11 protein-coding genes and 1 other RNA gene are annotated in these 12,954 nt (G+C 51.6%); all 12 read left to right on the top strand.

The window, feature by feature from the left end:
* Positions 1 to 11 precede the first annotated feature (11 nt).
* Positions 12 to 1,268 carry a TIGR03862 family flavoprotein gene (locus tag FXF61_RS10835; protein WP_151185277.1) on the top strand — a complete coding sequence of 419 codons (1,257 nt, stop codon included), beginning with the start codon at positions 12 to 14 and terminating at the stop codon, positions 1,266 to 1,268.
* 64 nt (positions 1,269 to 1,332) lie between these two features.
* Positions 1,333 to 1,687: RNase P RNA component class A (gene rnpB / locus FXF61_RS10830), an RNA gene on the top strand.
* Positions 1,688 to 1,980: 293 nt separating this feature from the next.
* Complete coding sequence (gene mraZ, locus FXF61_RS10825) at positions 1,981 to 2,436, top strand: division/cell wall cluster transcriptional repressor MraZ (protein WP_151185276.1); 456 nt, start codon at positions 1,981 to 1,983, stop codon at positions 2,434 to 2,436.
* A 2-nt stretch (positions 2,437 to 2,438) separates the two neighbouring features.
* The gene (gene rsmH / locus FXF61_RS10820) at positions 2,439 to 3,380 is read left to right on the top strand and encodes a 16S rRNA (cytosine(1402)-N(4))-methyltransferase RsmH (protein ID WP_151185275.1); all 942 of its coding nucleotides are present in this window, start codon (positions 2,439 to 2,441) and stop codon (positions 3,378 to 3,380) included.
* The gene (gene ftsL, locus FXF61_RS10815) at positions 3,377 to 3,670 is read left to right on the top strand and encodes a cell division protein FtsL (RefSeq protein ID WP_151185274.1); all 294 of its coding nucleotides are present in this window, start codon (positions 3,377 to 3,379) and stop codon (positions 3,668 to 3,670) included. The genes rsmH and ftsL overlap by 4 nt, the downstream gene beginning before the upstream one ends.
* Positions 3,667 to 5,394, top strand: a complete 1,728-nt coding sequence (locus FXF61_RS10810; protein ID WP_151185273.1) for a penicillin-binding protein 2 — start codon at positions 3,667 to 3,669, stop codon at positions 5,392 to 5,394. Before ftsL ends, FXF61_RS10810 begins: the two co-directional genes overlap by 4 nt.
* On the top strand, positions 5,394 to 6,863 hold the full coding sequence (locus tag FXF61_RS10805) for a UDP-N-acetylmuramoyl-L-alanyl-D-glutamate--2,6-diaminopimelate ligase (protein WP_151185272.1): 1,470 nt from the start codon (positions 5,394 to 5,396) through the stop codon (positions 6,861 to 6,863). The genes FXF61_RS10810 and FXF61_RS10805 overlap by 1 nt, the downstream gene beginning before the upstream one ends.
* Positions 6,856 to 8,232 carry a UDP-N-acetylmuramoyl-tripeptide--D-alanyl-D-alanine ligase gene (murF, locus tag FXF61_RS10800; protein WP_151185271.1) on the top strand — a complete coding sequence of 459 codons (1,377 nt, stop codon included), beginning with the start codon at positions 6,856 to 6,858 and terminating at the stop codon, positions 8,230 to 8,232. The genes FXF61_RS10805 and murF overlap by 8 nt, the downstream gene beginning before the upstream one ends.
* Positions 8,232 to 9,314, top strand: a complete 1,083-nt coding sequence (gene mraY, locus FXF61_RS10795) for a phospho-N-acetylmuramoyl-pentapeptide-transferase (protein ID WP_151185270.1) — start codon at positions 8,232 to 8,234, stop codon at positions 9,312 to 9,314. Before murF ends, mraY begins: the two co-directional genes overlap by 1 nt.
* A 5-nt stretch (positions 9,315 to 9,319) precedes the next feature.
* Entirely contained in the window at positions 9,320 to 10,660 is a 1,341-nt protein-coding gene (gene murD / locus FXF61_RS10790; RefSeq protein WP_151185269.1) for a UDP-N-acetylmuramoyl-L-alanine--D-glutamate ligase, read from the top strand.
* The gene (gene ftsW / locus FXF61_RS10785; RefSeq protein ID WP_151185268.1) at positions 10,657 to 11,886 is read left to right on the top strand and encodes a putative lipid II flippase FtsW; all 1,230 of its coding nucleotides are present in this window, start codon (positions 10,657 to 10,659) and stop codon (positions 11,884 to 11,886) included. The genes murD and ftsW overlap by 4 nt, the downstream gene beginning before the upstream one ends.
* Positions 11,876 to 12,946 carry an undecaprenyldiphospho-muramoylpentapeptide beta-N-acetylglucosaminyltransferase gene (gene murG / locus FXF61_RS10780; protein ID WP_151185267.1) on the top strand — a complete coding sequence of 357 codons (1,071 nt, stop codon included), beginning with the start codon at positions 11,876 to 11,878 and terminating at the stop codon, positions 12,944 to 12,946. The genes ftsW and murG overlap by 11 nt, the downstream gene beginning before the upstream one ends.
* The last annotated feature ends 8 nt before the right edge of the window (positions 12,947 to 12,954 follow it).

Below are 12,954 nucleotides of genomic sequence, written 5' to 3'. Positions count from 1 at the left end.
GCGCCCGTTTTATGGCAGATTTTAAGCACTCTTTGACGCCAGCAGCGGTCTGTATTATCGGTGGCGGTCCGGCAGGATTGATGGCGGCGCAAGTGCTTGCACAAGCGGGGTTGGAGGTGCAGCTGTTTGATGCGATGCCTTCGCTGGGGCGTAAGTTTCTTTTAGCGGGGATTGGCGGGCTCAATATCACTCACAGTGAAGATAAGGCTGTGTTCATACAGCGTTATACCTCGCAGGATGACTGGGTTGGCGGCTGGCTGGCACAGTTTGATGGCGAGGCTGTGCGTGATTGGGCGCATGGCTTGAGTATTGAGACCTTTGTTGGCAGCTCAGGACGCGTGTTCCCTAAAGAAATGAAAGCCGCGCCCTTATTGCGTGCGTGGTTGCAGCGTCTGCGCGGGTTAGGGGTTAAAATCCATACGCGCAGTCGCTGGCTGGGTTGGGATGCGCAAGGCGCGTTGCGTATTGAAACAGCCGCTGGCGAGCAGTCAGTGCCAGCGAAGGCTGTTTTGTTGGCGTTGGGTGGCGGCAGTTGGCCTCGCTTAGGCTCAGATGCTACCTGGATACCTTTATTAGAGCAGCGTGGGGTTGCGGTGACGCCCTTAGAAGCAAGTAACTGTGGTTTTGATGTTGCTGGCTGGAGTGCGTTGCTGCTGAGTAAATGGTTGGCTGCGCCAGTTAAAAACTGCGCGTTGCGTGTGGCGGGCGGCAGCTTTCGCCAGGGCGAATGGTTGCTGACAGCAACGGGTATTGAAGGCAGTTTGGTTTATGCGTTGTCAGCGCAGATTCGTCAGCAGATTGCTGCGCAAGGGCATTGCTGGGTGGAAATGGACTGCTTGCCGCATAAGTCTTTGCCTGAGGTGCTAGAGGCATTAGAGAAGCCCCGTGGTAAAAAAACCTTAACCAAGCATTTGCAGATGCAGTTGGGTTTGGATGGCGTTAAAGCAGCCTTGCTGCGTGAGTGCGCGCCTGCAGGAAGCTTTAATGATATGCAGCAATTGGCTGGTTTTATTAAAGCGCTACCGATTAAGCTCCTGCGTGCTAGGCCGATAGCCGAAGCAATCAGTACTGCTGGTGGTGTGCAGGCTGATATGCTCGATCAGAACTTAATGTTGAAGCAGCTGCCTGGCGTATTTTGTGCGGGTGAGATGCTCGATTGGGATGCACCTACCGGAGGCTATTTACTGACTGCTTGCTTGGCCAGTGGTTTTGTTGCTGGTCAGGGTATGCTGCGCTGGCTGGTGAGTAGTGGGGGAATAGCCAAGTGAGTTGGTTAACTTTTCCGTGCAAACGCTTGCGATGCAGCTCAATGCACCGTAATCTTTACGGTGGAGAGTCGATCGGACAGTCGCTGTTTCGTTACTTTGGTAACGAGAGGGAGGAAAGTCCGGGCTCCATAGGGCAAAGTGCCAGGTAACCCCTGGGAGGCGCGAGCCTACGGAAAGTGCCACAGAAAATACCGCCTAAGCACGCAAGTGCCGGTAAGGGTGAAAAGGTGCGGTAAGAGCGCACCGCACGGCTGGTAACAGTCCGTGGCTAGGTAAACCCCACTTGGAGCAAGACCAAATAGGAGTCCATTGGCGTGGCCCGCGCTGGACTCGGGTAGGTTGCTTGAGGTCGCTAGTGATGGCGATCCTAGAGGAATGACTGTTCACGACAAAACCCGGCTTATAGATCGACTCTCTCTTCCTTTTACTCTGATTAACGACCGTTGGTCAGACTTTAAAAAACACTCTGTCTTAATAATTCACTTTAACTTTGCCGGTTAAGGTGTTCGTTTGTATGCGTTTGTTTTTTTAAGCCGCGATTTAAATAGAAAACCAATAAGGTAACTACGTCTAAGTTCAAGAATTATATAGGGTTTTCTACGTTTATAGCTTGACGGTGGGGTGTTGTGATTTCTATAGTGTGCATAAGTGGCACAAAGTGGGAAAAAGTGGGTTTTTTCATAGGGGTGCTGCATAATATAGGGGCACTGCCGTGTTTCGCGGATCGAGCGCTATTAATCTTGACGCCAAAGGTCGCCTTGCGATGCCGAGTCGGTATCGAGAAGAGTTGATTGAGCGTTGTGAAGGTCAGTTGGTTATTACCATCGACTTAGCGGATCCGTGTCTGTGTATTTATCCTTTGCCTGACTGGGAAAAAGTTGAAAATCAACTCAGCAGTATGCCGTCTTTGCGCCCGCAAACTCGCCAGCTTAATCGATTACTGATTGGTAGCGCGGTGGATTTGGAGCTTGATAGCAGTGGCCGCTTATTGATTCCTGCGCGCTTGCGTGAGCAGGCCGGTCTGACTAAGCAAGTGATGCTGGTGGGGCAGTTGAATAAGTTTCAACTGTGGGACGAACAGAAATGGAATGAACTGCTCAGTGCTGATCTTGAGGATATTAAAAATCCCGATCACCTGCCCGAAGAATTAATGAATCTGGTTTTATAATTATGAGCGAAGCGTTAAGTCACATCACCGTATTGCTTGATGAGGCGGTTAGTGCCCTCGCAGTGCGTCCGGCTGGCTGCTATATCGATGGCACCTTCGGTCGTGGTGGGCACAGTCGCCTTATTTTGCAACAGCTTGGCACTGACGGACGCTTACTTGGCTTTGATAAAGATCCACTAGCGATAGCAACAGGTTTACAGCTGCAGCAGCAGGACTCGCGCTTTTCTATTGTGCAGCGCAGTTTTGCCGAAATGGATGCTGAGCTGCAGCAGCGTCAGCTGTTCCCTGAAATTGATGGTGTGTTATTGGACTTAGGCGTGTCTTCGCCGCAGATAGACGATGCTGAGCGCGGCTTTAGTTTTATGCATGATGGTCCGCTCGATATGCGCATGAATCCAGCGCAGGGCATTAGCGCTGCACAGTGGATTGCAGAGGTCAGTGCGGAAGAGATGGCGCGGGTCTTTAAAGAATATGGCGAAGAGCGTTTTGCTTGGCGTATGGCTAAGGCTGTAGTGGCTCGTCGTGAGCAGCAACCCTTTACCCGTACTGGCGATTTGGCTGCGGTGTTGACTGAGGCGAATCCAGCTTGGGAAAAAGGTAAAAACCCCGCAACACGAGCGTTTCAAGGCATGCGTATTCATTTAAATAATGAGCTCAGCGATCTTGAAAAAGGCTTAGAGGCAGCGCTGGCTTCGTTGAAAGTCGGTGGCCGCTTAGTGGTGATTAGCTTTCACTCGTTGGAAGATCGCATTGTTAAGCAGTTTATGCGCCGCTTGGCCAAGGGTGAAGCTGATACTTTGCCTCGCCATTTGCCGGTCATCCCAGAAAAATTTGAGCCGATTGCTAAGCTGATAGGCAAGCCACAGTACGCCAGTGCAGCAGAGCTTAAAGCTAACCCACGTGCGCGCAGTGCGGTTATGCGCGTGGCGGAGAAATTACGGTGAACAAAGTCTATGCAAAACCATTGCCGCGCATTAGCGGTGTTTTGCTGTTTTTGTTTGTCGCTAATGTGCTGTCGGCTGTTGCTGTCTCTTATACCTCACATACCAGTCGTAAGCTGTTAAATGAGCTGTTTGAAACCACTCAAATTCGCGATAAAGCGCAAGCAGAGTGGGGACGTTTTGTTTTAGAGCAAAGCACTTGGACCGCACATAACCGTATTGAGACATTGGCGGTGCAGCAATTGGGCATGCATATTCCAGAACCGGCAGCGGTAAGGATGGTGGCCCAATGAACTGGTTAAAAGGCATGGAGCACCCATGGCGCTTTGGGATTATTTTATTTTTATTGTTGGCTTTAGTTGCCACTATTGCTGCGCGCATTGTGCATTTGCATGTTTTTAGCCATGAGTTTTTAGCCATGCAAGGGGATGCACGTGCAATGCGTCATATCCCTATCCCTGCGCACCGTGGCGTGATTACTGATCGTAACGGTGAACCGTTGGCGGTGAGTACGCCAGTTTTAACCTTGTGGGCCAACCCCAAAGAATTACTGACCGATAAAGCGCGCTGGGATGAACTGGCGCGTGCACTTAAATTGCAACCGGCTGAGCTGGCCCAGCGCATTGAAAACAACGCTGCACGTGAATTTATGTATTTGGAGCGCGGCTTAACGCCAGAGTCAGGACAGACAGTGCTGGATCTTAAAATCTCGGGCGTTTATAGCAAAGAAGAGTTTCGTAGATTTTATCCTGCCGGCGAAGTGGCTGCGCATTTGGTGGGTTTCACCGATATTGATGAGCGCGGACGTGAAGGTGTTGAGTTGGCCTTTAATGAGTGGCTGACCGGTGTGCCGGGTAAACGTCAGGTGATCAAGGACCGTCGTGGTGATTTGATTCGTGATGTGCAAGTTAAAGAAAATGCTAAGCCAGGCAAGCAATTGGCCTTGTCGATTGATTTACGCCTGCAATATTTAGCACACCGCGAGTTGCGCAAAGCGCTGCTTGAGTTTGAAGCCAAAGCAGGTTCATTGGTGATGGTCGATGTGCGCACCGGTGAAGTATTAGCGATGGTGAATCACCCAACCTATAACCCCAACAACCGTCGCGAGCTTAATCCGCAAGCAATGCGCAATCGCGCCATGATTGATGTGTTTGAACCCGGCTCAACTGTTAAGCCGTTTTCAATCGCAGCTGCTTTGGCTACGGGGCGCTGGACGCCTGAGTCAGTTGTGGATACTGGCAACGGCCATTTTAGGATAGGCCGCTATACCATTCGCGATGTGTCGCGCGGCGGGCTATTAAATCTAACTGAAGTGCTAAAGAAATCGAGCAACGTCGCCATCAGTAAAATTGCTTTAGATATTGGCGCGATGCCAGTGTATAGCGCCATGCAAAGTGTTGGCTTTGGTGCCGATACCGGCTTGAGCTTTCCTGGTGAGCAAATTGGCCAGTTGCCAATGCACCGCAAGTGGGGCGAGGCCGAAACCGCAACCCTGGCCTATGGTTATGGTTTGTCGGTGACCGCTGTGCAGCTTGCTCATGCGTATGCCGTGTTGGCCAATGATGGTCGCAATATCCCGCTGTCGCTGTTGCGCAAAGATCGCAAGATCGCTGAGGGCGAGCAAGTGATTGATGCAAAAATATCCCGCGATGTGATGGGCATGTTGCGCGCTGTGGTTGCAGAACCCGGCGGTGGTGGTGCGCGTGCTCAAGTTCCGGGTTATCACGTCGCCGGTAAAAGTGGTACGGCAAAAAAATTAGCCACAAGCGGCGGCTACACACAAGACTCGTACCGTTCATTGTTTGCCGGTGTTGGCCCTGTTGATAATCCGCGCGTGGCAGCGGTGGTGGTGATTGATGAACCAAGTAAAGGTGGCTATTACGGTGGTTTAGTTGCTGCTCCAGTGTTTGGCCGAGTGATGGCTGGCGCTTTGCGCATGCTCAATGTGCATCCCGATAATTTACCGACTGAAACGCAGACCGCTGTGGTTGAGTCAGCAGCAGGAGGGCGCGGCTAATGGCAATGCCTTTAAGCAAACTGTTCGCGCAGGCACCGAGCTCGGTGTTGATCCGTGAATTGACCCTCGATAGCCGCAAAGTACGTCCTGGTGATTTATTTTTAGCGGTAGCGGGCACCCAGCAAGATGGCCGTGACTATATCGGTGATGCCATTGCCCGTGGTGCTGCTGCAGTGGTTTATGAAGCCAGTCAGGCGCCAGCGATGCATGATAGCGAGGCGTTACTGCTGCCTGTGCAGGGGCTGCAAGCGCAGTTGTCTGAGATTGCTGGACGTTTTTATGGCGAACCAAGTCGCGCTCTACGTGTGGTCGCTGTAACGGGCACCAATGGTAAAACCAGCGTCACGCAATTATTGGCACAAGCATCTGACTTGCTCGGCCAGCACTGCGGATTGATTGGCACCTTAGGCAGTGGCTTTTATGGCCACTTGACCAGTGGTTACTACACCACACCCAATCCCTTAGCAGTGCAAGCGAACTTGGCTAACTTGAAAAATGCTGGAGCAAAAGTGGTGGCGATGGAAGTATCCTCGCACGGTTTAGCTCAGCATCGTATTGATGCGGTAAATATCGCTGTGGCTGTGCTAACCAATCTCAGTCGTGATCACCTTGATTACCATGGTTCGATGCAGGCTTATGCTGATGCTAAAGCGCGCTTATTCAGTTGGCCAGGACTGCGCGCTCGGGTCTTAAATATAGATGATGCATTTGGTCGCGAATTGGCCGCGCAAGCACCCACTGCAGGCTTAATCACCTATAGCTTAGAAGACGCTAGCGCCAGTATTTACTGTCGAAACATTCGCTTCAGCCATTCAGGTATCCAAGCTGAAGTGGTGACCGCGCACGGCGAAGGCAATTTATCGAGCAGTCTGATCGGCCGCTTTAATTTAAGTAATTTACTGGCCACGATTGGCGCTTTACTAGGCTTAGGTCATTCACTGAAACAGGTGCTGGCAATCGTTGCCAAACTGCAAGGACCTGCCGGCCGTATGCAAGTGCTCGGTGGACAAGAGCGCCCCCTGGTTGTCGTTGATTATGCACATACCCCGGATGCGTTAGAGCAGGTGCTCAGTGCCTTGCGCCCGCATGTTGGCAGCACTGGCCGCTTGTTGTGCTTGTTTGGTTGCGGCGGTGAGCGTGATCCGGGTAAGCGTCCGCTAATGGCTGAAGTGGTGGGGCGTTTAGCAGATGCTGCGTTGGTCACGGATGATAATCCGCGTGGTGAAGATGCGGCCAGTATTCGTGTTGAAGTCTTGGCAGGCTTTAGTGCTAATGCCGAGGTGACTGAAGTGGCAGGGCGCGCTGCAGCGATTGCGCAAATTATTGCTCAGGCCAAGCGTGGCGATGTGATCGTTCTTGCCGGCAAAGGCCATGAGGATTACCAGGAAATTAATCAACAACGCCATCATTTTTCAGATTTGGAACAGGCAGAGCAGGCATTGGCTGCATGGCAGGTGACACATGTTTAACGCATTGCAATTAAGCCAGCTGCTTGAGCCGCTAAAGGCAACCTTAAAAGGCGATGATGTTGCTTTCCAGAGTCTGACTACGGACAGTCGCAAAGCCAATGCTGGGCAACTGTTTGTTGCCTTGCGTGGTGAGTTTTTTGACGGCCATGATTACCTTGCTGATGTAGCCAAGCGTGGCGTGGTTGCTGCAGTGGTTGAAGCGTTTCAGCCGCAGGTTAAGCTGCCACAGCTTTGTGTTGCCGATACGCGTATTGCTTTAGGGCGCATTGCCCTACTCAATCGCCAGCAGTTTACCGGTAAGACGGTCGCTGTGACCGGTTCCAGCGGCAAAACCACAGTCAAAGAGATGCTGGCCAGTATTTGTCGTAGCGCACTGGGGGCAACAGCTGTGTTAGCGACACGGGGTAATTTAAATAATGAGTTGGGCGTGCCTTTTACCTTGCTTGAGCTCAATGCGCAGCACCGCGCTGCAGTGATTGAGTTGGGTGCATCACGTCCTGGTGAGATTGCCTACACGGCTGCGTTGACGCAGCCAATGGTGGCAGTCATCAGCAACGCAGGAATGGCGCATGCCGGTGAGTTTGGTGGCCCTGAGCAGATTATTTTAGCTAAAGGTGAAATCCTTGATGGCTTGCGCGCAGAGCAAACGGCCGTCCTTAATTTGGACGATGCTGCTTTTGCGCAATGGCGGGCACGCAACAGTGTTTGCAAGGTTTTGAGTTTTTCGACTGCTAATCCTGCGGCTGATATCTATGCCAGTGCTGTGGTCAGCAATGATCAAGGACGCATGGGTTTTAACTTACATGGCGTCGCTGGTGAATGTTTTATTCAGCTGGCGGTTATGGGTTTGCACAATGTCAGCAACGCGTTGGCGGCTGCTGCTGCAGCCCATGCTCTAGGCCTGTCGCTAACTGACATCAAGCAGGGTCTAGAAAGCATGAAAGCAATTTCTGGACGCAGCGTGGTGCATGAATGCGCCAATCATATCCAACTGATTGATGACAGCTATAACGCTAATCCAGCCTCCATTCGTGCAGCCATTGATGTGTTGCAAACCATGCCTGGGCAGCGCGTTTTAGTGCTGGGGGATATGGGTGAGCTAGGCGCTTGGGCGCAACAAGAACATGCCGATATTGGCAGCTATGCCAACGGTAAAGTGGATGCGCTATTTGTGGTTGGCCCGCTGATGCAGCATGCCGTTACGCAATATTGTGGTGTGTCGGGGCACTTTTCAGAACAAAACAGTCTGATCGAGGCACTGCTTACGCAAGTAAGCGGGCCTGCAACACTTTTAATCAAAGGTTCACGCGGTGCAGCAATGGAAAAGGTTGTTGATGCACTGCGTACACGTTTAGGGGACGCGTTCTGATGTTGCTTTTATTGGCGGAGTACTTACAGCAGTACCACAAAGGCTTTGCAGTCTTTCAGTACCTGACTCTGCGTGGGGTTTTTGGCGTGCTAACAGCATTGGTGATGTCGCTGTGGCTGGGTCCGAAAATGATTCGTATTTTACGCAATTTGCAAATTGGCCAATCGGTGCGCACTGACGGCCCGCAAACACATTTGTCTAAATCAGGTACGCCGACCATGGGTGGCGCACTGATTTTGGCCTCAATCAGCATCAGCACTTTACTTTGGGCTGATCTGAGCAACCGTTATGTATGGATTGTGTTGCTGGTCACCCTGCTGTTTGGTGCCATTGGTTGGGTTGATGACTATCGCAAAGTGGTGGAAAAAAATTCGCGCGGCTTGCCGGGCCGTTGGAAGTATTTCTGGCAGTCGGTGTTTGGTTTGGGGGCAGCTTTGGTGTTGTATTTCACCGCGCAAAGCCCTGCTGAAACAGCACTGATTGTGCCGTTTCTAAAAGACATCAGTATTCCGCTTGGCGCAGGCTTTGTGATGTTGACCTATTTAGTGATTGTCGGCACCAGTAATGCGGTGAACTTGACCGATGGTTTAGATGGCTTGGCTATTTTGCCGACAGTGTTAGTCGGTGGTGCGCTGGGTATTTTTGCCTATGTTTCAGGTCACGTCACGTTTGCTCAGTATTTGTTTATTCCGTATGTGCCGGGTGTTGGTGAGTTAATTATTTTCTGTGGTGCTTTGGTCGGTGCAGGCTTGGGTTTTTTGTGGTTCAACACCTATCCGGCACAAGTATTTATGGGCGATGTCGGTGCGTTAGCTTTGGGTGCAGCGCTGGGTACTGTGGCCGTAGTGGTTCGACAGGAAATTGTGCTGTTTATTATGGGCGGTGTGTTTGTCGTAGAAACCTTGTCGGTGGTGATCCAAGTCGCTTCCTTCAAGTTAACCGGCAAGCGCGTGTTTCGCATGGCACCGATCCATCACCATTTTGAATTAAAAGGCTGGCCAGAGCCGCGCGTGATTGTGCGCTTCTGGATCATTACCGTTGTGCTCGTCTTGGTGGGACTCGCCACCTTGAAGTTGAGGTAAGACACGTGCAAAACATTGATCAGCAAGCACAGGTCGTGGTCGGCCTAGGCAAAAGTGGACTGTCATTGGTGCGTTTTTTAGCGCGCCAAGGGCAGGCTTTTGCCGTTGCTGATAGCCGTAAAAATCCGCCTGAGCTGATTGCTTTGCAGCGTGATTACCCTGAGGTTGCTGTGCATTGTGGGCCGTTATCGGCAGAATTGTTAAGTGCGGCGCAGGTGCTGTATGTCAGCCCTGGTTTGGCGTTGACTACGCCAGCGTTGCAGGCGGCGATTGCCAGCGGCGTCAGCATCTCCGGCGATATTGATCTGTTTGCTCAGCATGCGCGTGCGCCGATTGTGGCGATTACCGGCTCGAATGCAAAAAGCACTGTGACTACCTTGGTCGGTCAGATGTGTAGCGCTGCAGGTTTAAATACCGCTATAGGTGGCAACCTGGGCACGCCAGCTCTTGATCTGCTCGATGATGCGATTGATGTCTATGTGATGGAGCTGTCCAGCTTTCAGTTAGAAACCACCTCGCATTTGCAGGCGCGGGTGGCGGTTTGCCTGAATATCAGTGAAGACCACATGGATCGTTATGCTGATTTGGATGCTTATATTGCAGCCAAGCAGCGTGTGTTTGATAACGCACAAACAGTAGTGATAAATCGTGATGACAAAGCATCGCAACCACAGCAGGCACAGGCTGCTGCGATCAGTTTTGGCCTATCAGAACCAGCGGCAGGTGAATTTGGCTTGCGTGAGCACGCTGCACAAACCTATTTAGCCTATGGCGATGAGTTACTGCTGCCGGTCAATGCTTTGAAAGTTCGCGGCAGCCATAACCACGCTAATGCGTTGGCCGCATTAGCTATTGGACAATCCATGCAGTTGCCGATGTCGGCCATGCTCAGTGCGTTACAAGCCTTTGCTGGGCTTGAACACCGCTGCCAGTGGCTGCGCAAGGTGCAGGGTGTGGATTGGTACAACGATTCCAAAGCAACCAATGTCGGCGCCGCTTTAGCTGCAATTGAAGGTTTAGGTGCTGAACATGCGGGTAAGTTGATCTTGATTGCCGGTGGTGATGGTAAGGGTGCAGATTTTTCCAGCTTGACAGCGGCTATTACAAAGTATTGCCGTGCGGTGGTTGTGCTGGGTCGTGATGCTGAACGTGTTGCGCAAGCCGTTGCTGACACTGTACCTGTTGAGCGCGTGGCCAGCTTGGAAGAGGCAGTTACTGCTGCTGCACAACTGGCGCGGGTTGGCGATAGTGTCTTGTTGGCTCCAGCCTGTGCCAGTTTGGATATGTTTAAGAATTTTGAAGCACGTGGCGAACTCTTTGCACAAGCTGTGGGGAGGTTGTTATGAGCATTGGCTATCTGCGTGACCTGCTGGCGCAGCCATCACCGTGGCGACACAACAATCGCATGGATATTGACTTCCCATTACTTGCTGCTTGTGCATTTTTAATGGGTATTGGCTTGGTGATGATTGCGTCTGCATCTTCGGCGGTTGCAGAGTTTAACCACGGCAATAGCTTTTATTATTTTATTCGTCATGTGGTGTATATCGTCATCGCTCTGTGTGCCGGTTGGGTCACGCTACTGGTGCCGATGTCAGTTTGGCAGCGTTACAGTGGCTGGCTGCTGGTTATCGCATTTGTGGTGCTGATTCTGGTGTTGGTGCCAGGTATTGGCCGTGAAGTGAATGGCTCTAGACGCTGGATTGGTGTCGGTATTTTTAATATCCAACCATCTGAGTTGGCTAAGTTATTTATGGTGATTTTCTTAGCTGGATTTTTGGTGCGCCGCAAAGAAGAGGTTAAACAGCGTTTGCGCGGTCTGCTGAAGCCTTTAGCGCTAGCGGTATTGATGGCGGTTTTGCTGGTTAACGAGCCTGATTATGGTGCAGTAGTGGTGATGATGGGCACAGTGATCATCATGCTTTACTTGGCAGGTGTGAGCTTGATGCTATCGGTACCTTTGTTGCTGCTTCTACTGGCTGTCTTTTTTTATTGGGTGGGGTTTGAAGAGTATCACTTGGCGCGCTTCACCAGTTTTGCCAACCCATGGGAAGACCAGTACGGCAGCGGTTATCAATTAACTCAGGCACTGATTGCCTTTGGTCGTGGCGAATGGCTGGGACTAGGTTTAGGCAACAGTATTCAAAAGCAGTTTTTCTTGCCTGAAGCGCATACCGATTTCGTGTTTTCGGTGTTGGCTGAAGAGCTGGGTATGTGGGGCGCGCTGAGTACCTTAGCGCTGTTTGTTTTTGTCAGTGTGCGTGCCTTATTGATTGGTGCTTGGGCTGAGCAAGCTAAACAGTACTATTCGGCCTACGTGGCTTATGGTTTGGCGTTACTGTGGATTGCCCAAGTAGTGATTAACCTTGGGGTTAACGTTGGTTTATTGCCGACCAAAGGTTTGACCCTGCCCTTTATCAGCTATGGCGGCAGTTCCTTAGTGGTGTGTTGCATCAGTTTGGCCATGTTATTACGCATTGAGTGGGAGCGTCGTACCCAACTGCTGTCGGCCAACTCAATGAGCAAAGCGCAAATTGCGGCGATGGCGAAGGGGGTGCGTGATGCGCGCTAATATTTTAATTATGGCGGCCGGCACCGGTGGGCATGTGTTCCCAGCCTTAGCCTGTGCCGAAGAATTTACAGCGCGCGGCTATCAAGTGCATTGGTTAGGCGCAGGTCGCGGTATTGAGAATGAATTGGTACCTCAAGCCGGCTTTACCTTGCACACCTTAAATGTGGATGGTTTACGTGGTAAAGGCGTGCGCTCATTACTGACTGCACCTTTTAAATTACTGGCGGCATTGTTGCAGGCAAAACGTCTGATGCGTGAACTCAAGCCAGTCTGCGTGTTGGGCATGGGCGGCTATGTCAGTGGTCCAGGCGGCTTAGCGGCCAAGCTGTCATCTGTGCCATTGGTGATCCATGAGCAAAATGCTGTGGCAGGCACGGCCAATCGTGCCTTATCGACGTTTGCCACGCGCATCTGTGAAGCGTTTCCAAATACCTTTAAAAAACGCACAAACTGCGTGACAACTGGTAACCCAGTGCGCGAGTCACTGTTTTTAGCGACACCGCGTAATGCCCTGCAGCAACGTGCGGTCAATTTGTTAGTGCTGGGTGGCAGCTTAGGTGCCGAGCCGTTGAACAAGTTGGTGCCAGCCGCTTTAGCGAAAATACCTGCTCAATTACGTCCTGAGGTCACCCACCAAGCCGGCCGTGAGCATGATCAAGTGACCCGCGAGCGCTACCAACAAGCAGAGGTTGAAGCGCAGGTGCTGCCGTTTATTAGTGATATGGCGCGTGCTTATGCGTGGGCCGATTTAGTCATTTGTCGTGCTGGCGCATTAACCGTCAGTGAGTTGGCAGCGGCAGGTTTGGCATCATTTTTAGTGCCGTTACCGCATGCCATTGATGACCACCAAACACGCAATGCAGAATTTTTGGCAACGCAGGGCGCAGCCGTCCTGCTGCCACAACATGCTACTGATGCAGATCGTTTAGCTGCACAGTTAACCGAGGTATTGATGGATAAGAACCGTATTACTGCTATGGGTGAGCAGGCGCGTGTATTAGCGCAGCCTGATGCAACGCAGCAAGTGGTTGGCGTATGTTTGGAGGTGGCCCATGGTTGATTTATTAC

The sequence above is a fragment of the Pseudomonas sp. C27(2019) genome, assembly GCF_008807395.1.
Taxonomy (GTDB): domain Bacteria; phylum Pseudomonadota; class Gammaproteobacteria; order Pseudomonadales; family Pseudomonadaceae; genus Denitrificimonas.
This window is presented reverse-complemented; position numbering and strand designations above follow the sequence as displayed.

Bases quoted from the DNA above. Each gene is read 5' to 3' on its own strand.
- FXF61_RS10810 (WP_151185273.1), top strand. From the start codon at position 3,667: ATGAACTGGTTAAAAGGCATGGAGCACCCATGGCGCTTTGGGATTATT.
- rsmH (WP_151185275.1), top strand. From the start codon at position 2,439: ATGAGCGAAGCGTTAAGTCACATCACCGTATTGCTTGATGAGGCGGTT.
- FXF61_RS10805 (WP_151185272.1), top strand. From the start codon at position 5,394: ATGGCAATGCCTTTAAGCAAACTGTTCGCGCAGGCACCGAGCTCGGTG.
- ftsW (WP_151185268.1), top strand. From the start codon at position 10,657: ATGAGCATTGGCTATCTGCGTGACCTGCTGGCGCAGCCATCACCGTGG.
- murF (WP_151185271.1), top strand. From the start codon at position 6,856: ATGTTTAACGCATTGCAATTAAGCCAGCTGCTTGAGCCGCTAAAGGCA.
- mraY (WP_151185270.1), top strand. From the start codon at position 8,232: ATGTTGCTTTTATTGGCGGAGTACTTACAGCAGTACCACAAAGGCTTT.
- murG (WP_151185267.1), top strand. From the start codon at position 11,876: ATGCGCGCTAATATTTTAATTATGGCGGCCGGCACCGGTGGGCATGTG.
- FXF61_RS10835 (WP_151185277.1), top strand. From the start codon at position 12: ATGGCAGATTTTAAGCACTCTTTGACGCCAGCAGCGGTCTGTATTATC.